Genomic DNA, 24480 nt, shown 5'->3' with positions numbered 1-24480 from the left:
GCGGGGCGGCGCGGGGCGGCGCGGAACCTTTGGTCTTCCTTAAGATCCGCTGGCCATCCCTGGCGTCCCCCTACCGGAGGAACCCCCCACATGCTCACGCACTCCACCCGGCGTTGGCTCGCCGGGCTCGGCGTCGCAGGCGCGCTCGTCGCCGCCTCCGCCGGTCCCGCCGCCGCCGAGGAAAACGACGTCGAACTCGCCGTCTACCTCCCTGACGTGACCATCGCGGCCGACACGACGGGCAAGGTCGAGTACCCCACCGTGTACAGCTCCGGCCCGGTCGTCCTGCAGGACCTGACCATCCGGTACGACTTCACCGCGCTCGCCGGCAAGGTGACGGTCAAGGAGGAGGACTTCTCCGAGTGCACCACCCCGGAGGAGAACGTCCTGCTCTGCACCCTGCCGTTCGAGGCGGGCATCGAGGACGAGTGGGGCCTGAACGGCCTCTTCCAGGTGGTCATCGCACCGACGGCGGACGCTGTGGACGGTGACGAGGGCGCGCTGAAGGTCAGCGCCAGCGCCAAGGGCTTCGACCCGGTCAGCTACGAGTCGCGGGTCCGCGTCGGCGAGGGCGTCGACCTGGCCGCCGGCCCGGAGACCGTCCGCTCCGCCGCCCCCGGTGCCACGTTCACCGCGCCTCTGGCCGTGCGGAACGTCGGTGAGACGACCGCCAAGGGCGCCGCGGTCGTCTTCTACAACGACCACGGCATCCGGGCGACCAAGAAGCACAGCAACTGCACCTACGTCGGCGACGAGCTGCGCACGTGCCGCTTCGACGAGGCCCTCGCCCCGGGTACCGGCGGCGCCGCGACGCTCGCGTACGCCCTGGGCAAGGACACCTTCGCGCCCGGCACCGAGTGGGGCGAGATCATCTGGATGACCCCGGCCGAGTTCGAGGACTTCGAGGCGTACCTGGGCACGCTCGACATCACGATCGGCACGCCGGGCACCGGCGACGAGCTGAACCTGGCCGCCAGCGCCGCCAGCGCCCGGATCAGCGCCCAGGGGTCCCAGGCCGACACGCAGCCGGCGAACAACCACTCGCACCTCGAGGTCAAGGTCACCGGCAAGAACAGCACCGACCTGGAGGCGTTCGGCGCCAAGCTGGCCGGCGGCAAGGGTGCCGAGGTCGACGCGACGATCGGCTTCCGCAACAACGGTCCGGCCACCCTGGACGCCACCCGCAGCGGTTCGTCGGTCACCCACATGACGGTGGACGTGCCCAAGGGCACGAGCGCGATCGCGGTTCCGGAGTCCTGCTTCCCCGTCAAGGGTGAGGAGTGGGGCGAGCCGGGCGAGCCGGGTGGCCGCCAGTACCGCTGCTACACCACCTCCTTCCTGAAGGCCGGTGAGCAGGAGACCTTCGAGTTCGGCTTCCGGATCGACGAGGTCATCGCCAACTCGGCCGGCACCGTGAAGATCAACGTGCCGTGCCAGTGCGACGGCGGCTTCTACCAGGACCTGAAGCCGGCCAACGACATCGCCAAGATCCTGGTCAACGCGACCGGCAACGGCGACGGTGGTCAGGGTGGCGGCGGTTCGCTGCCCATCACCGGCGCCAACAGCGCCCTGGTCGCCGGCCTCGGTGCCGTCCTCCTCGCCGCCGGTGGCGCCGGCTTCGTGGTGGCCCGCCGCCGCCGGACCCGCTTCGTGGCCTGATCCACCCGCACCACCGGATGCCCCGCCGACCCCTCCGGTCGGCGGGGCATCGCCCTGTCCTGAGGCGAAAACGGGACGACACAAGATCCGAAGCGCTGGGACCATGGGCGGCGTGCTGCTCACCCTCACCACCACACACCGACCGGCGACCGACCTCGGTCACCTGCTGGTCAAGCACCCCGACCGGGCGCACTCCTTCGACGTGCCGGTCGGCACCGCGCACGTGTTCTACCCCGAGGCGGACGAGCAGCGCTGCACCGCCGCCCTGCTGCTGGACGTGGACCCGCTGCGGCTGGCCGCCGCGCGGGGCCGGGGCCGCGGCCGGCAGCCGGCGACGGCTCCGGAGAACTTCACCCTCGGGCGGTACGTCAACGACCGGCCGTACGCGGCGTCCAGCCTGCTCTCCTCGGCGCTGTCCAAGGTGTACCGGTCGGCGTTGCGCGGGGAGTCCCGGGACCGTCCGGAGCTGGCCGCCACGCCGATCCCGCTGGAGGTGCGCGTACCGGTGCTGCGGTGCCGGGGCGGTGCGGACGTCGCGGTCCGGCTGTTCACGCCCCTCGGCTGGACGGTGGTCGCCACCCCGCTCCCGCTCGACGAGCGGCACCCGGAGTGGGGCGACAGCCGGTACGTCGACCTGACGCTGACCGGTACCGTCCGCGTCGCCGAGGCCCTCAACCACCTGTACGTGCTGCTGCCGGTGCTGGACGACGCCAAGCACTACTGGGTGGCGCCGGACGAGGTGGACAAGCTGCTCCGGGCCGGTGCGGGCTGGCTGGCCGACCACCCGGAGCGGGGCCTGATCAGCCGCCGCTACCTGGCGCACCGGCGGGCGCTCGCCGGGCAGGCGCTGGCCCGCCTGGCGGAGCAGCGGCTGGCCGACGAGCCGGCCGCGGCCGAGCCGGACGTGGTGGACGACACGACGGGACCGGACGCGGTCCGGGTGCCGTCGCTCGCCGTACGCCGCCGGGAGGCGGTGCTCGCCGCACTGGTGGAGGCCGGGGCGAGCCGGGTGCTGGACCTGGGCTGCGGTGGCGGTGCGCTGCTCACCGCGCTGGCCGGCGACCGCCGGTTCACCGAGATCGTGGGGACGGACGTGTCCACCCACGCGCTGACGCTGGCGGCGCGACGGCTGCGCCTGGACCGGCTGCCGGAGCGGCAGCGGGACCGGATCCGGCTGTGGCAGTCCGCGCTGACCTACCGGGACGACCGGCTGCGTGGCTACGACGCGGCGGTGCTGATGGAGGTCGTCGAGCACGTCGACCCGCCTCGCCTGCCCGCCCTGGAGGACGCCGTCCTCGGTCACGCCCGGCCGGCGACGGTCGTGGTGACCACGCCGAACGTGGAGTACAACGTGCGCTACGAGGGGCTGCCCGCCGGGCGGTTCCGCCACGCGGACCACCGCTTCGAGTGGACCCGCGCCGAGTTCGCCGACTGGGTCGCCCGCGTCACCACGACGTACGGCTACACGGCCGTGATCCGTGGGGTCGGCGACGACGACCCCGAGGTCGGCGCACCGACCCAGCTGGCCGTGCTGACCCGGACGGAAGAGAGCCGATGACCACCCTCGACATCCCCGAGCTGGCCCTGGTGGCGCTGGTCGGCGTCTCCGGCTCCGGGAAGTCCACGTTCGCCGGCCGGCACTTCGCGCCGACCCAGGTGCTGTCCTCCGACGCCTTCCGCGCGATGGTGGCCGACGACGAGAACGACCAGTCCGCCTCCGCCGAGGCGTTCGACGTGCTGCACTACGTGGCCGGCAAGCGCCTGCGCGCCGGGCGGCTGACCGTCGTGGACGCGACGAACCTCCAGCCGCACGCCCGGGCCGGGCTGGTGCGGGTGGCCCGGGAGCACGACGTGCTGCCGGTCGCGATCGTGCTCGACGTGCCGGAGGCGCTGGCGTGGGAGCGGACCGAGGGGCGCGCCGACCGCACGTTCGGCCGTCCGGTGCTGGCCCGGATGCAGCGCGACCTGCGCCGGACGTACGGGCAGCTGGCCCGGGAGGGTTTCCGGAAGGTGCACGTGCTGCGCGGGGTCGACGAGATCGACGCCGCGGAGATCCGCTACGAGAAGCTGTTCAACGACCGGAAGGAGCTGACCGGGCCGTTCGACATCGTCGGTGACGTGCACGGCTGCCGCGCCGAGTTGGAGGCGCTGCTGATCCGTCTCGGCTGGGAGCTGCGCCGCGACGCGGAGGGCCGGCCGGTCGACGCGACGCACCCGTCGGGGCGTACCGCCGTGTTCGTCGGCGACCTGGTGGACCGCGGCCCGGACTCCCCCGGCGTGCTGCGCCTGGTGATGGGCATGGTCGCGGCCGGGCACGCGCTCTGCGTGCCCGGCAACCACGAGCAGAAGCTGCTGCGCAAGCTGCGCGGCCGGGACGTGCGGCTCACCCACGGCCTGGCCGAGACGATGGCCCAGCTGGCCGACGAGCCGGACGGCTTCGTCGCCGAGGTGGCGACGTTCGTCGACGGCCTGACCAGCCACTTCGTGTTGGACGGCGGTCGGCTCGTGGTCGCGCACGCCGGGCTGAAGGAGGCGTACCAGGGCCGCGCGTCCGGCCGGGTCCGCTCGTTCGCGCTGTACGGGGAGACCACCGGCGAGACCGACGAGTACGGGCTGCCGGTGCGCTACCCGTGGGCGCGGGAGTACCGGGGTTCGGCGATGGTGGTCTACGGGCACACGCCCACGCCGGAGCCGGAGTGGGTCAACAACACCATCTGCGTCGACACCGGCTGCGTCTTCGGTGGCCGGCTCACCGCGCTGCGGTACCCGGAGCGGGAGCTGGTGTCGGTGCCCGCCGAGCGTGAGTGGTACGCGCCGGCGCGTCCGCTGGCCGCCGCGCCGGCCCGCCCCGACGAGGTGCTGGAGCTCGCCGACGTGACCGGCCGGCGGCACGTCGAGCACCCGTACGGGTCACTGACCGTGCCGGCGGAGAACGCCGCCGCGGCGCTGGAGGTGATGAGCCGATTCGCCGTCGATCCGGCGCGGCTGGTGTGGCTGCCGCCGACGATGGCGCCCTGCTCCACCTCGACGGTGGACGGCTTCCTGGAGCACCCGGCGCAGGCGTTCGCCGACTACCGGGCGGCGGGAGTGGACCGGGTCGTCTGCGAGGAGAAGCACATGGGCTCCCGCGCCGTCGTGCTGGTCGCCCGCGATCCGGCCGGACCATTTGGCGGCGGGGTCGTGCACACCCGCACCGGCCGGCCGTTCTTCGGCGAGCCACTGGACACCGCACTGCTCGACCGGGTACGGGCGGCGGTCGGCGCGGCCGGGCTGTGGGAGGAGCTGGACACCGACTGGCTGTTGCTCGACACCGAGCTGCTGCCCTGGTCGGCGAAGGCGGGCGGCCTGATCCGCGAGCAGTACGCGGGCGTCGGCGCCGCCGGTCGGGCCGCGCTGCCGGCAGCTCTGGCGGCATTGGACGCCGCCGTGGGCCGGGGCCTGGACCTGGGCGACCTGCGGAACTCCACGGCCCGCCGCCGGGACGAGATCGTCGCCTACACGGAGGCGTACCGGGCGTACGTGGGGCCGACCGAGGGGCTGCGCGGGGTGACTCTCGCGCCGTTCGCGGTGCTGGCCGGCGCGAAGGCAACCTACGCCGACCGGGACCACGGCTGGCACCTCGACCTGGCCGACCGGCTGTGCGTGGCGGCCCCGGAGTTCTTCACGCCGACCCGGCGACAGGTGGTCGACCTGTCCGAAGCGGCTGCCGAGGCGGAGGCCACCCGGTGGTGGCTGGCGCTCACCGCGGCCGGCGGGGAGGGGATGGTGGTCAAGCCGTACGCCGGGCCGGCCGCCCGGAGCGAGCGCGGTTCCCTGCTCCAGCCGGGGATCAAGTGCCGGGGACGGGAGTACCTGCGGATCATCTACGGGCCGGGTTACACCGAGCCGGAGCAGCTCGCCCTGCTCCGCCGCCGGTCCCTCGGACGCAAGCGGGGGATGGCGCTGCGCGAGCACGGCCTGGGGCTGGCGGCCCTGGACGCGCTGGTCGCCGGTGCACCACTGTGGCGCCGGCACGAGCTGGTCTTCGCGATCCTGGCGTGCGAGTCCGAGCCGGTCGACCCCCGCCTGTAGGTCGCGGGTCGGGTGGGGGCGGTGTGACGTCGAGCACCGGGGCCCCGCGAGCGGCACCTAGACTACGGGGCGTTCCGTTCCTGACCGGCAGCTATCGGAGGTCACCTCGTGTCGACGCCCACCACCACGCTGGCCCTGGGGCCGGACTGGCTCGATCCAGAGGTGTTGATCTCCACCTTCGGGCTGCTCGGCATCCTGGTGATCGTGTTCGCCGAGTCCGGCCTGCTGATCGGGTTCTTCCTGCCGGGTGACTCGCTGCTCTTCACGGCGGGCCTGCTCACCGCCGACGGCAAGTACATCACCTACCCGCTGTGGTTGGTCTGCCTGCTCATCACCATCGCGGCGATCGCGGGAGACCAGGTCGGGTACGCGTTCGGCCGCAAGGTCGGCCCGGCGCTGTTCCGGCGGCCGAACTCGCGTCTGTTCAAGCAGGAGAACGTGCTGAAGGCGCACGACTTCTTCGAGAAGTACGGGGCGCGCTCCATCGTGCTGGCCCGCTTCGTGCCGATCGTGCGGACGTTCACGCCGATCGTGGCCGGGGTCAGCCGGATGAACTACCGCACGTTCGTCATCTACAACGTGATCGGCGGCGTCCTCTGGGGCACCGGCGTGACCGTGCTCGGCTATTTCCTCGGCCAGATCCCGTTCGTCAAGGCGAACATCGAGTTCATCCTCATCGCGATCGTCGGGATCTCGGTCATCCCGATCGCGGTCGAGCTGCTCCGGGCGTGGATGGCCGCGCGACGCGGCACCACGCCGCAGGAGATGGCCGCCGCCGAGGAGGCGATCCGGGAGACCCGGGAGCACTACGGCAAGCACTGACCGCGCGGCACCGGCGGCGCGGAATCAGCGGCCCGGCCGGCCGTCCGGTGCTCTCCCCACGGGGAGTGCACCGGACGATCGGTGAAGGTCAGCGCGCCTTCTTGGTGGCGCGCTTGCGCGGCGGGGTGAGCAGATCGGCGATCGTGGCGATCGCCGACGGCACCAGCCGGTAGTACGCCCAGACACCGCGCTTCTCCCGCTCCAGCAAGCCGGCCTCGGTGAGGATGCGCAGGTGGTGGCTGACCGTCGGCTGGGAGAGGCCGAGCGGCGCGGTCAGGTCACAGACGCACGCCTCGCCCTCGGGGGCCGACTGGATCAGGCTGAGCAGCCGCAGGCGAGCGGGATCCGCGAGGGCCTTGAGGACCCCCGCGAGACGCTCGGCATCGGCACGTTCGATCGGCTCGCCGGCAAGCGGCGAGATCTGAGGCATGGTCATATCAGCCAACGCAGTTCCCACGTATTCCATCCTTCCACCAGGAGCATCGATCCGCCTGCATATCAGCAGATCCGAATCGGTAAACTTTTACGCCACAAGGCCGAGGTCAGCCAACGTATAGGCCGCCCGATACGGCAGTCCGGCGGCTCGCACCGCGTCGCCGGCGCCTCGATCAACAATAACCGCCACACCCACCACGTCGGCCCCGGCCTCACGAAGCGCCTCGACCGCGGTCAACACACTTCCACCGGTGGTGGAGGTGTCCTCCACCGCCAGCACCCGCCGCCCGGCCACGTCCGGGCCCTCGATCCGGCGTTGCAGGCCGTGCGCCTTGCCCGTCTTCCGGACCACGAAGGCGTCCAGCGGACGGTCCGTCCCGGACGCCGCGTGCAGCATCGAGACGGCCACCGGGTCGGCGCCCAGGGTCAGGCCACCCACCGCGTCGTAGGACCAGTCGGCGGTCAGGTCACGCATCACCCGACCCACCAACGGAGCCGCCCGGTGATGGAGCGTGACGCGCCGCAGATCGACGTACCAGTCCGCCTCGCGCCCCGAGGAGAGCACCACGCGTCCATGGACCACGGCCAGGTCGCTAATGAATTTACGCAGGTCGTCGTGGGCCCCCATGGCGATAGAGGGTACTGCTCCACCCTGGGAGCCGTGTGTGGGGCCCGACCGGATCACCCTACGGGCGATGAGATGGGCGGCGATGGACGGCTACGCTGAGCGACCGTTGGCCGGGCCGTTGAACCGGATTCGAGCAGGGGAACGACGCGGCACGCCACGCCGACGGGTCAGCGCTCGTCCCGGCCGATCCGCCCCCGGGTGTCCCGGGACGCCACCTCCAGCAGCCGCCGGGGCGCGTGCCGAAGCCCTGCGACGGCGAGCTTGTACTTCCACGCCGGCACGCTGACCAGCTTGCCTTTCCGCAGGTCACGAAGGGCTTCGTCGACCACGTCCTCGGCCCGCAGCCACATCCACTCCGGGGTCTTCGACATGTTGATGCCGGCCCGTGCGTGGAACTCGGTGCGCGTGTAGCCGGGACACAGCGCCATCACCCGTACGCCGAAGGGGCGCGCGGACTGGCCGACGGACTCGCTGAAGTTGGTGACCCACGCCTTGCTGGCGGAGTACGTCGATCCGGGCATGAGCGCCCCGAAACCCGCAACCGAAGAGACATTTATCACTGCCCCGTCCCGCCGCTCGGTCATCGTACGCAGGGCCGCGAGGGTCAGGCGCATCACCGCGTGCACGTTCAGGCGCAGCAGCCGGGCCTCGTCCTCGACCGTCGACCTCAGGAACGGCTTGTTCAGGCTGATGCCCGCGTTGTTGACCAGCAGCCCGACCGGCGACCCCTCGGTCAGCCGCCGCTCCACCGTCGCGCAGCCGTCGTCGGTGGACAGATCGGCGGGGAGGATCTCCACCTCGTGGCCGTGCCGGCCGGTCAGCTCGGTCGCCATGTCGGCCAGCCGGGCGGCGTCCCGGGCGACCAGCACCAGATGCCAGCCGTCGGCGGCAAGCCGTCGGGCGAACGCCGCGCCGATGCCGGCGGTCGCCCCGGTGATCAACGCCCGTCGCTCGGTGGTCGGCTGGTCGAGCGTCACGGGCGGTCCTCACCTCGGCGGGTACGGGGACGCGGGCGTCCCGGGGGGCGGGTACGGATACGGCGCGGGACCGTACGGGTGGTGCGGGCCGGGCACCGCCGCCGGAGGCCGGCGGAACCACGCGTTCGCGGCCGGCAGCGCCAGCAGCGCGGCCACCACAAGGTAGCCGAGCACCTGGCCCACCGAAAGTGCCGCGCCCAACGGGATCCACCAGCCCGGGTACGCGTCTCCGACGAGGGCGAGCAGCTCGGCGGTGCCCCGCTCGCTCTCGCCCAGCCGCAGCGGTACGGCCCGCTGGCCGGCCAGCGCGGCGAGCCCGCAACAGCCGAGGAGCAGCCCGAGCCCGGAGACCACCCAGGTCCCCACCCGGGCGCCCGGACGGCCGGCACGCAGCCCCAGGGCCAGGGCGACGAGCAGCACCGCCGCCAGCACGCTCACCACCGCCGAGACCACACCGGACGCCCACAGCAGCGCGACCACCCCGTCGGTGTCCTCGGGGCGGGCGGAGGTGCCGGCAGCGGCCCTCCGGAGGTCGTCGGCGGCGCCGCCGAGGGTGAGCAGGCCGGCGACGGCGTACGCGAGAGCGGCCAGTGCCATCACCACGAGCAGGGCGACGGCCAGGGTCACCACCGCCGGTCGGCGGGCCGGTGCCTGTTCGGGGTGCGACACGACGGGTCCCTCCGGTAGGCGTCGGGTTGCAACCTACTCGGAGGGACCGTCGGCGTCGCCGTTATCGGAGCGTCAACTCACCGGCGGCGGGGTCGGGCCAGGACGGTCCGACCCCGGCTGGGCGTCGCCACCCGGCTGCCCGGGGCCGCCCGACGTGGAGCCGCTGCCCGGCTGGCCCGGCGCCGGCGGGTAACCCGGGGCCTGCGGGTAGCCCGGCTGACCGGGCGTCTGCGGGTAACCGGGGTCGCCCGAGGTCTGCGGGTAGCCGGGGTAGGTCGCGCCGGGGACCGGCGGCTCCCACGCCTGCTGCGGCTTGCGGAAGAACTCGTTGGCCTTGGGCAGCGCCAGCAGGATCAGCGCCGCCAGCAGGGAGAGGATGCCGAGCACGGCCAGCAGCGTGGTGACCGGCTCGTACCAGGACGGCAGGGCCTCGTCGAGACGGCGGTTGATCTCGTCCTGGCTCGGCACGTTGCCCGTGTTCTGGCCGCCCAGCGAGTTGCCGACCGCGCTGCCGGCCAGGCCCACGCCGGTGCAGCAGACCGCGATGCCGCCGACCACCCAGGTGGTGATCCGGGCGCCGTTCTTGCCCCGCATGTTGAGCAGGGCCAGGACGACCAGGCCGACCGCGAAGAGCAGGCTGATGACGCCGCCGCCGATGCCCGCGATCGTGGCGACGCTCTCCGCGCCCTCCGCGTCGGTGCCGGCGAAGGCGTCCCGGTAGACGTCCTGGATCTTGCTCAGGGTGCTGAGCGCGACGATGAGGCTGAGCACCGAGAGGACGGCGTAGAAGATGAGCAGATAGCTGGAAATCGTGACGACAGCGGGGCGTACCCGAGCCGGCGCGTTGTGGTGGGGATCGACCACGATTCTCCTTCCCTAGATCGCGCCCACACCGTATCGACTCCGGGCGAACACGGCAGGACACGGCGAGCGGACCCGCCGGGGCGGCGTCAGTATCCGCGCCACTCCGCGCGCGCGTACTCCAGCACCCGGGGCCGCAGCAGCGTCGAGGCCGGCACGTCCACGCGGCGCCGGTCGGCGGGGAACGCACCGGCTGCGGCCAGCGTGTCGGCGTCGAGGAAGCGCAGCGCGGGCGCGCCGGACGGCAGCGCCAGGGTGGGCGGGGTCGTACCGGCGGCGGCGAGCAGGAAGCCCCAGTCACCGAAGGAGGGCACGTCCACGTGGTACGGCGTGACGGCGAAGCCGGCCTCCCGCAGCGACGCCTCGATCGACCAGTACGACCGGGGCGCGAAGTACGGGGAGCCGGCCTGCACGACCAGCCGCCCGCCCTCGGCGAGGACGCCCTCGACCAGCGCGTAGAACTCGACGGTGTAGAGCTTGGCGGTGGCCGTCTCGTCCGGGTCCGGCAGGTCCGCCACGACGGCGTCGAAGCGGTCCGTGGCGGTCCGCAGCCAGCCGAAGGCGTCGGCGTGCACCACCCGCACCCGGGGGTCGTCGAAGGCCGCGGCGTTGAGCCGGCGCAGCTGCGGCTCGGCACGAGCCAGCGCCACCACCGCCGGGTCGAGGTCCACCACGGTGATCCGCCGGACGTCGGGGTAGCGCAGCAGTTCCCGGACGGCGAGCCCGTCGCCGGCGCCGAGCACCAGCACCTCGCCGCGCGGCCCGTTCAGCGCCGGATGCACCAGCGCCTCGTGGTAGCGGTACTCGTCGACCGAGGAGAACTGGAGGTCGCCGTTGAGAAACAACCGCAGGTCGGTGGTCCCGGCGCGGCCCGGCTCGGCGACCGACCGGGTCAGCACGATCTCCTGGTACCGGCTGCGTTCGGCGTGCACGACCGGGTCCCGGTAGAGCTGCTGCCGCGCGGTCACCTCGAAGTCCTGGGCGGTCAGCCACGCGTACCCCAGGCAGAGCGCCACCGCGACGGAGCCGGCGGTGAGCCCGACGCGCGCGCGTCGGCTCAGCTCGCGCCGGAAGACCGTGAAGACCAGGACGACCCCGGCGGCGGCGTTCACCGCGCCGACCACCAGTGCGCCCTTGAGCTGACCGAAGATCGGCAGCAGCAGGAAGGGGAAGGCCAGCCCACCCAGCAGCGCACCGACGTAGTCGGCGGCGAACAGGTCCGCCACGGCGCTGCCGGCGGCCTGCTCCCGGATCCGTTGCAGCAGCACCATCAGCAGCGGGATCTCCGCGCCGATGAGCAGGCCGAGCACGAACGCCGTCGCCACCAGCGCGGGCCCGTAGAGGTCCAGCCAGGCGAAGGCGGCGTAGAGACCGAGCACGGACAGGCCGCCGAGCAGGGCCAGCAGCAGCTCGACGGCCGCGAACGCGGCGGCGGCCCGGGACTGCAACGGCTTCGCGGCGAGTGCGCCGACGCCCATCGCGAAGACCATCACGCCGAGCACGATCGACGCCTGACCGACGGTGTCGCCGATCAGGTAGCTGCCGAGTGCGACCAGGGCGAGCTCGTAGACCAGCCCGCAGGCCGCGCACACGAAGACCGCGGCCAGCACGGCGGCGCGGGCCAGCCGCCACCGTGCCGGCGCGTCGACGGTCACGCCTTCTCCGGCGTACGTGTCGTGCTCTCCCGGCGTTGGGCCGGCACCGTGGCCGCCGCGCCGCGCTGCCGGCGGCGCTGCACCAGGCCGATGGTGACGAACAGGACGGTGATCAGCAGCAGTCCGGCGGCACCGACCAGCCAGCCCCAGCGGTCCCGCCACAGGTCCTCGCCCGGGTCGGCGAGCGGCGGCGGGCTGGCGGCAGCCGCCGCCGGGGTGGCGGCCGGCTCGACCGCGCCTGCCTCGACGGCGAGCAGCGGCAGCATCACGGCGGCGCGGGTGACCGCCCAGCCCGGATCGTCGATGAAGGCGTCCTCGGTGACTCCAAGCCGTTCCAGGCCGGCGCCGATACGCAGCAGCTCGGTGGAGGAGAAGTCGGCGGAGCCCTCGACGTCCACGTACGCGTTGTCGTTGCTGTCGCTGCTGTCGGACGCGTAGAGGATCTGGGCGCTCACCCGCACCCAACGGGGGCAGGCGGGGTTGCCCTCGACCGGCACCCCCTCGCCGAGGTTCGAGCCGACACTGAGCGGGTCGCCGTAGTCGAAGTAGTCCGTGAGCTCCCACCCGTAGCAGACGCCCTGGCTGGCGCTGGTGCGCGCCAGGATCGCCACGGTGTCGCCGCGCTCCTGCGCGGTCGGCGGCGGCACCCGGTCGGAATCGCCGTCGCCGAAGACAGCACCCCAGCTCGGGTAGACGACCACCCCGCCGCAGCACAGGACCGTCAGTACGACGATCCAGATCATCGCCGCCCGGTTGCTCTTCGTCGGCTGCCCCGCGGGCTTCTGCGCGGTCGCCATCAGCTGATCGCGGCGGCGATGATCGCGCCGGAGGCGAGATGGACCACGGCGGAGACCCAGACCGCGGGATGCGGCTCGGAATCGACCAGGATCTCACCGAGCCGGCCGGGGGTCGCGGCGTCGAGCAGCAGGAACGCGGCGGCCATGATGACCAGGCCGAGAATCCCGTACGACGCCGCGCCGACCAGGCCGAGCACGAAGTCGTCCTCACTGGCGGCGATGGCGGCGACCACGATGATGCCGACGCCGGCCAGGTTCGACGCGAGCAGCAGCGCGGCGTTGCGGTTGCGCTCGTTCCAGATCAGCTCGTGGAGCTTGCCGGGCGTGGCCACGTCGACCAGGACGTAGCCGATGCCCATGAGGACGATGCCGACCACCCCGTAGGCGAGGGTGACCAGCAGGTCGGTGACGAGGGTCTGCAAGGGGTGCTCCAGGGATGTGGTCGGTCTTCAGGGGTGTCGTAGCTACTTGCCGCTGCCGGGGCCGCCGCCCCGGACGGTGTTCCCCCGGCCCCAGCCCCAGTGGTTGCCGACCGTGGAGTGGTAGCGCGGGTAGGCGGTGGTCAGTCCTTCCAGGAGGATCAGCGAACCGGCGGCGACCGGCAGGATCACCACCGAGTCGTCGTCGTACCGCAGGTAGACGCCACTGCCGTCGACGTACTGGTCGGCCGGCTTCCAGGCGTCGGTGATCTCCCTGGCCACCTGGCTCGGCCGGCGCGACGACGTGTAGGCGACCGCCTGGCTGCCGATGTCCCGGGCCGCCGCCCGGGTGTACCGGTCCTCGACGAAGCCGCGCGGCGAGAAGTTGCCGTAGAAGATGGCGAACGCGGCGACCAGCGCGCCGATGACCGCGAACACCACCCCCACCACGAACCAGCGTCGGTACGTCATCGAAGTGCCACCACCGTTTCGGTCAGGACGAGCTCGTTGGTCTGCGGGTACGCGTGCCAGGTACGCCAGCGGAGGGCGCCGTCGGGCGGGTCGGGGCGCACCGAGAGCGCGGTCACCGCGTCGACGTCACCGGGAAAGACCCCGACCAGCGCGTACGGGTCGTCGGCCAGGTCGGCCCGGAGCGCGGCCACCCGGTCCCGCAGCCCGTGGCCGGCGGGCCGCAGGACGGTGGCGGTGAACCGGTAGCCGGCGTGCTCGTCGTGCAGCGTCTCCGGGAGCGTGGGGTTGCGGCCGGGCAGGCAGGCCACCGTCTCGGTCAGCCTGCTGCCGGCCGCGCGCACCACGACCTGGTGCGAGGCGCCGAGCAGACGCAGCCGCAGCCGCACGGCGCCGGGCAGGTCGAGGTCGAGGACGTGCAGCGCGGGACGCTCGACGTCGTCGAGGGCGAGACTCAGCTCGGCGGCGCTGGTGTCGACGTACGGGGTGTGCAGGGTGACGAGCACTCAGCCCACCTCGGCCTGCGGGTAGATCATGACCTCGGCCCGGAGCAGCGTCTCGCCCCGCGCCACCTCCCAGCCCGCCTCGCCGTACGCCTCGAAGGACAGCCGCGCGCCGCCGGGCGCCTGGTAGTCGTGGTAGCGCATCGTGCCGCTCGGGTCAAGGCCGGTGGTGCCGGTCGACGTGTACCGGGCCTGGCCGGTCTCGTCCCAGGTGTAGCGGCGGCCGTCGAAGTCGATGGTGGGCGCGCCCGGGGTCACCGTCGCGCCCGGCTCGGCCGCCCAGAGCACCAGTTCCAGCTCCGGGTCCTCCTCGACGGACAGCCAACGGCGGACACCCCCGGTGTCGTCGAGGAGGTGCTCGGCCCAGCTCCACCCGCCCTCGACCAGGCGGATGGTGCCGCGCACCGCGTACGACACACCGCGGATCTCGACGATGTCGCCGGGCTTCAGCCGGCGCGGGTCGCCGCGCAGCGCGTCGGAGTCCCGGTCCCGCAAGGGGTCCCCCGGCCCCTTGGCGGCGGTCGCCCGGGACCGGGACCGGCTCACGGCCACCACGGCGACCGCCACGCCCGCCACCGCGACCAGGCAGCCCATCGCTGCCAACAGGTACGCCACCGACTCGCTCACCGACAACCTCCCCAGGTACGTCGGCGGAGACGGTAACAACTACGCGCACCTCGGGAAACCGGCCCTCGCGGAGTCATCGGTCCGCGACCGAGCGTCACCGGACCGGAGGGCTCGGACGGCTCCTCCCCGGTCGGCGTCCCCCCGGGGACGAGAGGGTCACGCCTCCGAGTGGCGGTCGGTGGCGTACTCGCGGAGTGTCGTGCGGCCCATGACGCAGCCGGTGAAGGTGCCGAACTCGGCCGTGTCCTCGCGCAGCGTCTCCCAGGCGCGGCGACCGGCGGCCGGGTCCAGGCGATCGAGCAGCGTGGCCGCGTACACCTTTCCCGCCGGGGTGCCCTCGTCGAGCACCCGGTCGATCCGCTCGTGCACCTCCTCGGGGTGGTCGGCGAGCGCCGCCTCCACCCGCCGGTACGCCTCGGTCACCGGCAGCAGCGTGCCGGCGATCCCCACCCCGCCGAACGCCAGCGTCTCCGCCCGCGCCAGCTCGTCGAGGTCCGCGTCCAACTGCCGGTCCTTCTTCTTCCCACCGATCCCGAACATGCCCTGTCTCCTTCCCCGTCACCCCGCCTCCCACCCTGTCGATCAAGAGGTTTGCGTCATCGCACGCGGTTTCCCTGACGCAAACTCTTGATCAACGCGGGACGGGCCGGGGGCCGGGCCGGGGTTCGGGCCGGGGTTCGGGTCAGGGGCGGGCGGGGCGGACCAGCAGGGCGTCCTTGGAGTCGGCCAGGTCGACGTGGACCGTGTCGCCGTCGCGGATCGTGCCGGACAGGAGGGCCCTCGCGAGCTGGTCACCGATGGCGGACTGGACCAGGCGGCGCAGCGGTCGGGCACCGTAGATCGGGTCGTACCCGTGCTCGGCCAGCCAGGTGCGGGCGGAGTCGGTGATCTCCAGGCCCAGGCGCCGGTCGGCGAGCCGTCGGCGCATGCGCTCCAGTTGGATGTCCACGATGGCCCGCAGGTCGTCACCGCGCAGTGCGGCGAAGACCACGATGTCGTCGAGGCGGTTGAGGAACTCCGGCTTGAAGTGCGACCGGACCACCGCCAGGACGCCCTCCCGGCGCTGCTCCTCGGCCAGCGTCAGGTCGCTGATCACCGACGACCCGAGGTTGGAGGTGAGGATCAGGATCGCGTTGCGGAAGTCGACCGTACGACCCTGACCGTCGGTGAGCCGGCCGTCGTCGAGCACCTGGAGCAGCACGTCGAAGACGTCCGGGTGGGCCTTCTCCACCTCGTCCAGCAGGATCACCGAGTACGGCCGGCGGCGCACCGCCTCGGTGAGCTGGCCGCCCTCCTCGTACCCGATGTACCCGGGCGGGGCACCGACCAGGCGGGCAACGGAGTGCTTCTCGCCGTACTCGCTCATGTCGATGCGGACCATGGCCCGCTCGTCGTCGAAGAGGAACTCGGCGAGGGCCTTGGCCAGCTCGGTCTTGCCGACACCGGTCGGGCCGAGGAAGAGGAAACTGCCGGTCGGACGGTCCGGGTCGGCGACGCCGGCCCGCGCCCGGCGGACCGCGTCGGAGACCGCGCCCACCGCCTCGGACTGGCCGACCACGCGGCCCCGCAGCGACTCCTCCATCCGGAGCAGCTTGGCGGTCTCGCCCTCCAGCAGGCGACCGGCGGGGATGCCGGTCCAGGAGGCGACGACGGCGGCGATGTCGTCCGCGCCGACCTCCTCCTTGAGCATCGCGCCGTCGGCCTGGAGCCGGGCCAGCTCCTCCTCCGCCGTCGCCAGGTCGCCCTTCAGGGCGGGGATGCGGCCGTACCGCAGCTCGGCGGCACGCTCCAGCTCGCCGTCGCGCTCGGCCCGCTCGGCCTCGCCGCCCAGGCGCTCCAGCTCCTCCTTGGCGGTGGAGAGCTTGGTGATGTGGCTCTTCTCCAGCTGCCAGCGCTCGGACAGCGCGGTGAGCTGCTCGCGCTTGTCGGCCAGTTCCTTGCGCAGCCGTTCGAGGCGCTCGGCGGAGGCGGCGTCCGGCTCCTTGGCCAGCGCCATCTCCTCGATCTCCAGCCGGCGCACCGCCCGCTCGATCTCGTCCACCTCGACCGGCCGCGAGTCGATCTCCATGCGGAGCCGGGACGCGGACTCGTCGACCAGGTCGATCGCCTTGTCCGGCAGGAACCGGTCGGTGATGTACCGGTCGGACAGGGAGGCGGCGGCGACCAGGGCGGCGTCGGTGATGCGGACACCGTGGTGCACCTCGTAGCGCTCCTTGAGGCCCCGCAGGATGCCGATGGTGTCCTCGATGGTCGGCTCACCGACCAGCACCGGCTGGAAGCGCCGCTCCAGGGCCGGGTCCTTCTCGATGTGCTCGCGGTACTCGTCCAGCGTGGTCGCGCCGACCATCCGCAGCTCACCGCGGGCCAGCATCGGCTTCAACATGTTGCCGGCGTCCATCGAGCCCTCGCCCTTGCCCGCGCCGACCACGGTGTGCAGCTCGTCGAGGAAGGTGATGACCTGCCCGTCGGAGTTCTTGATCTCCTCCAGGACGGACTTCAGCCGCTCCTCGAACTGACCCCGGTACGACGCGCCCGCGACCATCGCGCCCAGGTCGAGCGAGACCAGCTTCTTGTCCCGGAGCGACTCGGGCACGTCGCCGGCCACGATCCGCTGGGCGAGGCCCTCGACGATGGCGGTCTTGCCGACGCCGGGCTCACCGATGAGCACCGGGTTGTTCTTCGTCCGCCGGGACAGCACCTGGATCACTCGGCGGATCTCCGAGTCCCGGCCGATGACCGGGTCGATCTTGCCGTCGCGCGCGCTGGCGGTCAGATCGACGCCGTACTTCGCGAGGGCCTGGTAGGTCTGCTCCGGGTCGGCGGTGGTGACCCGGCGGTCGCCGCCCCGGACGGTCGGGAAGGCGGCGACCAGGTTCTCCTCGGTCGCGCCCGCGTTCTTCAGCGCGCCGGAGACCGCACCGCCCACCCGGGCCAGGCCGGCCAGCAGGTGCTCGGTGGAGGTGTACTCGTCACCCAGCGGCCGGGCGATCTGCTCGGCGGCGCCGATGGCGTTGACGAACTCGCGGGCGAGGGTGGGCTCGGCGATGCTGGAGCCCCGCGCGGCGGGCAGGGCGTCGACCGAGCGCTGGGCCACCCGGCGCAGGTCGGCGGGGTCGGCCCCGACGGCGCGCAGCAGGGCGGCGGCGGTCGATCCCTCGGTGTCCAGCAGTGCCAGCAGCAGGTGCCAGGGTTCCACGGTGGCGTGTCCGCGCTGGTTCGCCTGCGCGACGGCACCGGTGATGGTCTCGCGGCTCTTGGTGGTGAGGCGTTCCGTGTTCATGGGCTCCCCCGGAATCGGCGTGTCCACTCATGGGGACACCACCAGAGTTGAGCCTATTCCGCTCAACCTTGGCTATGTGAGCTGAGTCACTCCTCGCGTCGCCAGCGCCAGTCGAACTCGCCGGCCGCCGGCGGCGGACCGGGCAGTGGCGGGTCGGTCACGGCCAGGCCGGCCAGCAGCACCGCCAGGTGGCGGCGGCGCAACTCCCGGGTCCGCTCCGGATCCGGTACGCGCAGCGCGGCGCACCCTTCCAACAGCAGCCCGACGTCCTCGGCCACCACGTCCGGCCGCAGCCGCCCGGTCGCGTGGGCCCGTTCGACCAGCGCGACGGTCAGTTCGTTGGCGCGCAGCGCGTCCCGGCCCATCTCCTCGGTCGGGGTGAAGGTGCCGGCCAGGTGGACGGTGAGCGAGTGCACGTCGGCGTCGACCACGCGCTCCAGGAAAGCGCCGAAGCCCTGCCAACCGTCCGGCTCGGCGAGCGCCGCCTCGGCCTGGGCGACATACCGGCCCAGCCCGTCGTGGCAGAGCCGGCGGAGCAGGTCCTCCTTGCCCGCGTACCGCCGGTAGAGGGCGCTGATGCCGACGCCGGCGCGTTCGGCGACGGCGGCGATCGGCGCCTTCGGATCGTCGAGGAAGACCGCGCGCGCGGCCTCCAGGATCACCGCGTCGTTGCGGGCGGCCTGCGCGCGTCGGCCGGCCAGGGGTGCGGCGGTCGCTCCGGTCGGGTTGGGCATGGGTCCAGATTAGCAGTGGAACGGATCGTTCCGCTCTGCTATGTTGAAACGGAACGAAGCGTTCCGTTCTAAAGGAGTAGCCATGACCGGCACCGACATCCGCCCCTTCCGCGTCGAGGTCCCGCAGGCCGCCCTGGACGACCTGGCCGACCGGCTGCGCCGGACCATCTGGCCCGGCGAGCTGCCCGGCGTGGGCGGCGCGTACGGGATGACCACCGACCGGGTCGGCGGCCTGGCCACCTACTGGCGGGAAACGTTCGACTGGCGGGCGGTCGAGGCGCGGCTGAACGCCCACCCGCAGTTCGTCACGGAGATCGACGGCCAGCGGGTGCACTTCCTGCACGTCCGGTCGTCCCGGCCGGACGCCACCGCGCTGGTGCTCACCCACGGCTGGCCCGGGTCGGTGCTGGAGTACCTGGACGTGGTCGGCCCGCTCACCGAGCCGACCGACCCCGCGGCGCCGGCGTTCCATCTGGTCATCCCGTCGATCCCGGGTTTCGGCTTCTCCGGCCCGACCGGCGAGACCGGGTGGAACCGCTACCGCACCGCCCGCGCGTGGGCCGAGCTGATGAGCCGGCTGGGGTACGAGCGCTACGGCGCGGTCGGCAACGACGGCGGCTCCCTCATCTCGCCCGAGCTGGGCCGGATCGACCCCGAGCACGTGCTCGGCGTGCACGTGACCCAGCTGTTCTCGTTCCCGTCCGGCGACCCGGCCGAGTTCGCCGACCTCTCCGAGGCCGACCAGGCGGCGCTGAAGCACCTCCAGTGGTTCTACGAGAACAAGTTCTCCTTCAACCAGGTACACAGCCAGCAGCCGCAGACCCTGGCGTTCGCGCTGGCCGACTCGCCGGTCGGCCTGCTCGCGTGGAACGCGCAACTCTTCGACGAGAGCCTCGACGACGAGTTCGTGGTGGCCAACGTCGCGCTCTACTGGCTCACCGGCACCGCCGCCTCGGCCATGCGGTTCTACTGGGAGGACGCGCACGCCGACGAGCAGCCCGCCGGCCCGACCACGGTGCCGACCGCGCTGGCCATGTTCCCCGGCGACTTCCAGTCGATCCGCCGCTTCGCCGAGCGCGACCACGCCAACATCGTGCGCTGGACGGCGTTCGAGAAGGACGTCGACGGTCGCGGCGACGTCGGCGGCCACTACGCCGCGCACGAGGCCACCGGCGAGTTGGTCGGGGACATCCGCGCCTTCTTCGCCGGCCTGGGCTGACTCGCGTGACCGCGCCGCCCCGGTGACGTTGCCGGGGCGGCTGGGCGCCGAAGCGTCTCCAAGATCTCCCGGGGCCGATCAGCGGTAGCCTTGTCGATGTGCGAGTACGTGTCGAACAGACTGCTCTACCGGGAATCGGCGTACGTCACGATCTGATGACGGAGTCAGGACGGCGGCTGGGGGTGGTCTCCCACCGCAACGGCCGTCGTGACCTGGTCCTCTACGACCCGGACGACCCCGACGCGGGGCAGCACGACATCCCGCTGACCGACGACGAGGCAGAGGCGCTCGCCGACATCCTCGGCGCGTCGCTGATGCTCGGCCAGCTCTCCGGGCTGCGGGACCAGGCCGCCGGTCTGCTCACCGAGCAGGTCGCCATCCCGGCCGGCTCGAAGTACGTGGGCCGCAAGCTGGGTGACACCAAGGCCCGTACCCGCACGGGCGCCTCGATCGTGGCGGTCCTGCGCCACGGCGAGGTCATCGTCTCGCCCGATCCCTCCTTCCGCTTCGCGGCCGGTGACGTGGTGGTCGTCGTCGGGACCCGGCAGGGTCTCGACGGGGTGACCGCCATCCTCGCCGACAGTGACCCGGACGGCTGAGGCGGATGCACGAGACCACCACGCTGCTCATCGAGGTCGGCGCGCTGCTGTTCCTGCTCGGCCTGCTGGGCCGGCTCAGCCGCCGCATCGGCCTCTCGCCCATTCCGCTCTACCTGCTGGCCGGGCTGGTCTTCGGCCACGGCGGCCTGCTGGAGTTCAAGGCCAGCGAGGAGTTCTTCGCGATCGGCGCCGAGATCGGCGTGATCCTCCTGCTGGTCATGCTCGGCCTGGAGTACTCGGCCAGCGAACTCGTCGGCAACCTCCGCGCCGCCGCACCGGCCGGCCTGATCGACGGCGTACTCAACGCCCTGCCCGGAGCCGCGTTCGCCCTGCTCCTCGGGTGGGACTGGGTGGCCGCGCTGGTGCTGGCCGGCATCACCTGGGTCTCCTCCTCCGGCGTCATCGCCAAGGTGCTTGCCGACCTGGGCCGGCTCGGTAACCGGGAGACCCCGGTGGTGCTGTCGGTGCTGGTCATCGAGGACCTGGCGATGGCCCTCTACCTGCCGCTGCTGACCGCCGTCCTGGCCGGCACCGGCCTGATCGGGGGCGGGATCGCGCTCGCCGTCGCGGTCGCCACCGTGCTGATCGTGCTCGTGGTGGCGATCCGCTACGGCAACGTCATCTCGTCGGTGATGTCCGCCCGCGACCCGGAGGCCCTGCTCCTCGGGGTGCTCGGGATGACCCTGCTGGTCGCGGGTGTGGCCGCGAAGCTCCAGGTCTCGGCGGCGGTCGGCGCGTTCCTGGTCGGCATCGCGCTGTCCGGGCCGGTGGCGCACCACGCCACGGAGTTGCTCACCCCGCTGCGCGACCTGTTCGCCGCCGTGTTCTTCCTCTTCTTCGGGCTGGTCACCGACCCGCGGGACATTCCGCCGGTGCTGCTGCCGGCGCTCGCGCTGGCTCTTATCACCATGGCCACGAAGACGCTCACCGGGTACCTGGCCGCCCGGCGGGTCGGCATCGCCGAGCCCGGCCGTTGGCGCGCCGGTCTCGCGCTGGTGCCGCGTGGGGAGTTCTCCATCGTCATCGCCGGGCTCGCGGTGACCGCCGGCAGCGTGGAGCCGCGCCTGGCCGCACTCGCCACGGCGTACGTGCTGATCACGGTGGTGACCGGGCCGATGCTGGCCCGGGTGCCGGACCTGGCCTGGTTCAAGGGGTGGCTGCGGCGCCGGGCGCTGGCCGAGCGGGCCCGCCAGGCCGCGACCGCCACCGACTGATCAGCGGACCGGCGGCCGGGTCCACCGTACGGTGGGCCCGACCCGGCCAACGGTTACCGAATTGCTCCCCCGGGGGCTACCGCAGCTCACACCCCGCGCGTTACCGTGTCGCCCCAGCAGCCACGGTTCGCGGGGTGCCGGTGCCCCTGCTGGGCGAGAGCGGAAGGTTGGCCGGTGAGCGTGCAGGAGTCAGCGTTCCACGGCTTCGCCAACCCCGTCGACCCATCTCCGGCGGAGTTGCGGGCCTGGGCGTACCAACCCGACTCGGTGCCATTGGCGTCCATGCCACCGGACTGGGACCTCCTCGTCTCGGGTGACCGCCTGGTGCTGACCCTCTTCGACCTGGCGATCGATCCCGCCTGCCCGGCCCGCCGGTTCGCGCTGCACTGCCTCTACATCTACGCCGCCGACGGCATCCGGACGAACTTCCGCGCCCACCCCAAGCGGCGCTTCCGGAAGCTCGTCGAGCAGGCCGAGCGGGACGGCGACGACCTGATGCGGACCTGGGCCCACAACAGCCGGGTTCTGCTCGCCCGCCCCGACCTCTTCGTCTACCGGGACTGGTGCGAGGGCGGCCTGGTCCGCGAAAACCGCCGCCTGGCCTGAGCCCCCCGGATTGACGAACGGGCCGGGACCCCCCGTGGGTCCCGGCCCGTTCGTCGGTCGGCCGGTACTGCCGGTCAACCCTGCTTGCGGCGACTCTCGTCGCGGCCCTGGTCGACGCCGTGGTCGACCTGATCGGCGAAGCGTCCTTCGGTGATCTTGTCGCGGAAACGCCCCTTGGCGACCTTGTCGAACCGCTCCCGCGCGGTCTCCGCCACCTTTTCCAGGCGCTTCTCGGTCTGTTCGGCCGCCTTCTTCGCTGCTTCCGTCACGGGCTCCCCCTCGCCATGGCGGTAGGTCCGAATTGAGTCGTTCCGACCTCAATCAGGACCCTAACGGAACCGGCCCGGCCCGCGCCGGTGAACCGGCGAGCGGACCGGGCCGGCGAGGCCGCGGCGGGACCGGGTCAGCGGCCGGGACCCCGGCGGGGGCGCCAGACCACCAGCGCGGTGGAGGTGCGGTTGGTGGGCACCAGGTCACTGCCCGGGAAGCGGGCCACCGCCTCCAGCTCGGCGATCCGGCGGTACGCGGCGTCCAGCTCCGCCTCCAGCCGGGCCACCCGCTGCTGCGCCTGCTCCAGCAGCCGCTCCAGACCGATGATCCGCTTGACGCCGGCGAGGTTGATGCCGTCGTCCTGACTGAGCCGCTGCACCTCGCGCAGCAGCACCACGTCGCGGACGCTGTACCGGCGTCCGCCACCGGCCGCCCGGCCGGCCTGCACCAGGCCAAGCCGGTCGTACTGGCGCAGTGTCTGCGGGTGCATCCCCGCCATCCGCGCCGCGACCGAAATCATCAGCACCTTGGCCTCGTAGGCCGGGTCACCCGTACCGACGAACTCGTCCGACATCCCCGCTCACCTCCGCGCCTCGCACCGGGTCCACCGAAAAACCGAATCAACTGGATCGACGCAGTCGCGCATCGAGATGTTCCCGCGCCGCCGGTGGCGTCTGGTCGGCGAAGGTCTCCAGCGCCGCACGCGCCTCCGCCGACACCGTCGCCGGCACCACCACGTCGAGGGTGACCAGCAGGTCCCCCGCCTGACCATCCCGGCGCACCACACCCTTGCCGCGCGCCCGCAGGATCCGACCGCTCGGGGTGCCCGGCGGCACCCGGAGGGTCACCGCGCCGTCGAGGGTGGGCACTCGCAGGTCGGTGCCGAGCACCGCCTCGGCGAAGGTGATCGGCACGGTCAGCGTGAGGTCGTCGCCGGACCGCCCGAACAGCTCATCGGGGCGTACCTTGACCTGCACGAACAGGTCACCCGCCGTACCGCCGCGCGCACCCGGCTCACCACGCCCGGCCAGCCGGATCCGCTGGCCGTCGGCCACCCCGGCCGGGAAGCGCACGTTCAGGGTGCGGGTCTTGGTGACCCCGCCGGTGCCCTGGCACTCCGGGCACTTCTCCTCGACCACGGTGCCGACGCCCTGGCAGTTGCGGCAGGGCTCGGAGAAGCTGAACGACCCCTGGTTGCGGGTCGTCACCCCGGCACCGTGGCACACCGGGCAGGTGCGCGGCTGGGTGCCGGGCTTCGCCCCGTCGCCGTGGCAGGTGTCGCAGACGCCGGGCGCCCGCAGCGTCAGCGGGAGGGTCACCCCGCGTACGGCGTCGTGGAAGTCCAGCGCCACCTCGGTCTCGACGTCCCGGCCGCGGGCCGGTCCGCGCGGGGCGGCGGCGCCACCGGCCCCACCGCCCGAGAAGATCGAACTGAACAGGTCCTGGAAGCCCGCACCGCCGAACCGGCGGTCACCGCCGGCCGCCGCACCGCCGAACAGGTCGGAGACGTCGAACGGCGCGCCGCCGGGCTGCCCGCCGGCACGGGCGTTGCGCCGGAACGCGCCGGAGCCGAAGAGCGAGCGCATCTCGTCGTACTCGCGGCGCTTGGTCTCGTCGCCGAGCACCGCGTACGCCTCGGAGACCGTCTTGAAGCGCTCCTCCGCCTTCGGGTCGCCGGGGTTGTGGTCCGGGTGCGACTCCCGCGCGACCTTCCGGTACGCCTTCTTGATCTCGTCCGCGGAAGCCGCCTTCGGCACGCCCAGAGCGGCGTAGTAGTCCTTCTCGATCCAGTCCTTGGAACTCACCGGTCCACCCCCTTCCCACCGTTGACCGGTCGTCCCGCCCGCCCGGGGGGGGGGGGGGGGGCGGGCGGGGGGGGGGGCCGGGCGGGGGGGGGGGGGCCGCGACCAGCGCCCGGGCGGGTCGGTACCCCCCTCGAAGTGCGGGCCGAGCAGTACCGGGCCGGG

General features: G+C 72.8%; 25 protein-coding genes. 8 read left to right on the top strand and 17 right to left on the bottom strand.

The features are described from left to right. Nucleotides 1-90: 90 nt before the first annotated feature. From AB0I76_RS02650 to AB0I76_RS02635, 4 genes are all read left to right on the top strand, one after another. Nucleotides 91-1659 carry an LPXTG cell wall anchor domain-containing protein gene (locus AB0I76_RS02650; RefSeq protein WP_357028915.1) on the top strand — a complete coding sequence of 523 codons (1569 nt, stop codon included), beginning with the start codon at nucleotides 91-93 and terminating at the stop codon, nucleotides 1657-1659. Between the two features lie 112 nt (nucleotides 1660-1771). Further along, nucleotides 1772-3217, top strand: coding sequence for a 3' terminal RNA ribose 2'-O-methyltransferase Hen1 (locus AB0I76_RS02645; protein ID WP_357028912.1), 1446 nt, complete (start codon nucleotides 1772-1774; stop codon nucleotides 3215-3217). Next, nucleotides 3214-5730, top strand: coding sequence for a polynucleotide kinase-phosphatase (locus tag AB0I76_RS02640; RefSeq protein ID WP_357028909.1), 2517 nt, complete (start codon nucleotides 3214-3216; stop codon nucleotides 5728-5730). Before AB0I76_RS02645 ends, AB0I76_RS02640 begins: the two co-directional genes overlap by 4 nt. Nucleotides 5731-5838: 108 nt before the next feature. After that, nucleotides 5839-6552, top strand: coding sequence for a VTT domain-containing protein (locus AB0I76_RS02635; protein WP_357028906.1), 714 nt, complete (start codon nucleotides 5839-5841; stop codon nucleotides 6550-6552). Nucleotides 6553-6640: 88 nt separating this feature from the next. Here the strand turns inward: AB0I76_RS02635 and AB0I76_RS02630 are convergent, their stop codons facing one another. The 14 genes from AB0I76_RS02630 to AB0I76_RS02565 form a co-directional block, all read right to left on the bottom strand. Next, nucleotides 6641-7018 carry a metalloregulator ArsR/SmtB family transcription factor gene (locus AB0I76_RS02630; protein WP_357028903.1) on the bottom strand — a complete coding sequence of 126 codons (378 nt, stop codon included), beginning with the start codon at nucleotides 7016-7018 and terminating at the stop codon, nucleotides 6641-6643. 57 nt (nucleotides 7019-7075) lie between these two features. Then, nucleotides 7076-7615, bottom strand: a complete 540-nt coding sequence (pyrE, locus tag AB0I76_RS02625; protein ID WP_357028900.1) for an orotate phosphoribosyltransferase — start codon at nucleotides 7613-7615, stop codon at nucleotides 7076-7078. Between the two features lie 167 nt (nucleotides 7616-7782). Then, nucleotides 7783-8592, bottom strand: a complete 810-nt coding sequence (locus AB0I76_RS02620) for an SDR family oxidoreductase (RefSeq protein WP_357028897.1) — start codon at nucleotides 8590-8592, stop codon at nucleotides 7783-7785. Between the two features lie 9 nt (nucleotides 8593-8601). Further along, nucleotides 8602-9261, bottom strand: a complete 660-nt coding sequence (locus tag AB0I76_RS02615; protein WP_357028894.1) for a hypothetical protein — start codon at nucleotides 9259-9261, stop codon at nucleotides 8602-8604. A 72-nt stretch (nucleotides 9262-9333) separates the two neighbouring features. After that, a complete protein-coding gene (locus AB0I76_RS02610; RefSeq protein WP_357028937.1) occupies nucleotides 9334-10128 on the bottom strand; it encodes a hypothetical protein in 795 nt (264 codons plus the stop codon). 83 nt (nucleotides 10129-10211) lie between these two features. Then, nucleotides 10212-11777 (bottom strand): polyamine aminopropyltransferase, encoded by a 1566-nt coding sequence (locus tag AB0I76_RS02605; protein WP_357028891.1) that lies wholly within the window; start codon nucleotides 11775-11777, stop codon nucleotides 10212-10214. After that, nucleotides 11774-12574 carry a hypothetical protein gene (locus tag AB0I76_RS02600; RefSeq protein ID WP_357028888.1) on the bottom strand — a complete coding sequence of 267 codons (801 nt, stop codon included), beginning with the start codon at nucleotides 12572-12574 and terminating at the stop codon, nucleotides 11774-11776. The genes AB0I76_RS02605 and AB0I76_RS02600 overlap by 4 nt, the downstream gene beginning before the upstream one ends. Then, a complete protein-coding gene (locus AB0I76_RS02595; protein ID WP_357028885.1) occupies nucleotides 12574-12996 on the bottom strand; it encodes a DUF350 domain-containing protein in 423 nt (140 codons plus the stop codon). The genes AB0I76_RS02600 and AB0I76_RS02595 overlap by 1 nt, the downstream gene beginning before the upstream one ends. Before the next feature lie 42 nt (nucleotides 12997-13038). Continuing rightward, nucleotides 13039-13464 (bottom strand): DUF4247 domain-containing protein, encoded by a 426-nt coding sequence (locus tag AB0I76_RS02590; RefSeq protein WP_357028882.1) that lies wholly within the window; start codon nucleotides 13462-13464, stop codon nucleotides 13039-13041. Next, a complete protein-coding gene (locus AB0I76_RS02585) occupies nucleotides 13461-13967 on the bottom strand; it encodes a DUF2617 family protein (RefSeq protein ID WP_357028879.1) in 507 nt (168 codons plus the stop codon). The genes AB0I76_RS02590 and AB0I76_RS02585 overlap by 4 nt, the downstream gene beginning before the upstream one ends. Beyond that, complete coding sequence (locus AB0I76_RS02580) at nucleotides 13968-14591, bottom strand: DUF4178 domain-containing protein (RefSeq protein WP_357028875.1); 624 nt, start codon at nucleotides 14589-14591, stop codon at nucleotides 13968-13970. A 156-nt stretch (nucleotides 14592-14747) separates the two neighbouring features. Continuing rightward, on the bottom strand, nucleotides 14748-15131 hold the full coding sequence (locus AB0I76_RS02575) for a hypothetical protein (RefSeq protein WP_357028872.1): 384 nt from the start codon (nucleotides 15129-15131) through the stop codon (nucleotides 14748-14750). A 142-nt stretch (nucleotides 15132-15273) separates the two neighbouring features. After that, entirely contained in the window at nucleotides 15274-17871 is a 2598-nt protein-coding gene (clpB, locus tag AB0I76_RS02570; protein ID WP_357028868.1) for an ATP-dependent chaperone ClpB, read from the bottom strand. 86 nt (nucleotides 17872-17957) lie between these two features. After that, nucleotides 17958-18605: a helix-turn-helix domain-containing protein gene (locus tag AB0I76_RS02565; protein ID WP_357028866.1), complete on the bottom strand. Its 648-nt coding sequence runs from the start codon at nucleotides 18603-18605 to the stop codon at nucleotides 17958-17960. A gap of 82 nt (nucleotides 18606-18687) precedes the next feature. Here AB0I76_RS02565 and AB0I76_RS02560 point away from each other — a divergent pair, with 82 nt between their 5' ends. The 4 genes from AB0I76_RS02560 to AB0I76_RS02545 all read left to right on the top strand — a co-directional run bounded on the left by AB0I76_RS02560 (nucleotide 18688) and on the right by AB0I76_RS02545 (nucleotide 22243). Further along, nucleotides 18688-19824, top strand: a complete 1137-nt coding sequence (locus AB0I76_RS02560) for an epoxide hydrolase family protein (RefSeq protein ID WP_357028863.1) — start codon at nucleotides 18688-18690, stop codon at nucleotides 19822-19824. Between the two features lie 98 nt (nucleotides 19825-19922). Further along, nucleotides 19923-20423 (top strand): cation:proton antiporter regulatory subunit, encoded by a 501-nt coding sequence (locus AB0I76_RS02555; RefSeq protein ID WP_357028860.1) that lies wholly within the window; start codon nucleotides 19923-19925, stop codon nucleotides 20421-20423. 5 nt (nucleotides 20424-20428) lie between these two features. Beyond that, nucleotides 20429-21637 carry a cation:proton antiporter gene (locus AB0I76_RS02550; RefSeq protein ID WP_357028857.1) on the top strand — a complete coding sequence of 403 codons (1209 nt, stop codon included), beginning with the start codon at nucleotides 20429-20431 and terminating at the stop codon, nucleotides 21635-21637. Nucleotides 21638-21811: 174 nt separating this feature from the next. Then, a complete protein-coding gene (locus AB0I76_RS02545) occupies nucleotides 21812-22243 on the top strand; it encodes a hypothetical protein (RefSeq protein WP_357028854.1) in 432 nt (143 codons plus the stop codon). A 74-nt stretch (nucleotides 22244-22317) separates the two neighbouring features. On the opposite strand, the gene AB0I76_RS02540 is transcribed toward AB0I76_RS02545, so the two are convergent. From AB0I76_RS02540 to dnaJ, 3 genes are all read right to left on the bottom strand, one after another. Continuing rightward, on the bottom strand, nucleotides 22318-22512 hold the full coding sequence (locus tag AB0I76_RS02540) for a hypothetical protein (protein ID WP_357028851.1): 195 nt from the start codon (nucleotides 22510-22512) through the stop codon (nucleotides 22318-22320). A 134-nt stretch (nucleotides 22513-22646) separates the two neighbouring features. Continuing rightward, the gene (locus tag AB0I76_RS02535; RefSeq protein ID WP_357028848.1) at nucleotides 22647-23087 is read right to left on the bottom strand and encodes a MerR family transcriptional regulator; all 441 of its coding nucleotides are present in this window, start codon (nucleotides 23085-23087) and stop codon (nucleotides 22647-22649) included. Between the two features lie 46 nt (nucleotides 23088-23133). Continuing rightward, nucleotides 23134-24318, bottom strand: a complete 1185-nt coding sequence (dnaJ, locus tag AB0I76_RS02530; protein WP_357028846.1) for a molecular chaperone DnaJ — start codon at nucleotides 24316-24318, stop codon at nucleotides 23134-23136. Between the last annotated feature and the right edge of the window lie 162 nt (nucleotides 24319-24480).

The organism is Micromonospora sp. NPDC049799 (assembly GCF_040656655.1).
Classification (GTDB): domain Bacteria; phylum Actinomycetota; class Actinomycetes; order Mycobacteriales; family Micromonosporaceae; genus Micromonospora.
The sequence above is the reverse complement of the archived record's forward strand: the minus strand, read 5'-3'. Positions and strand labels throughout refer to the sequence as shown.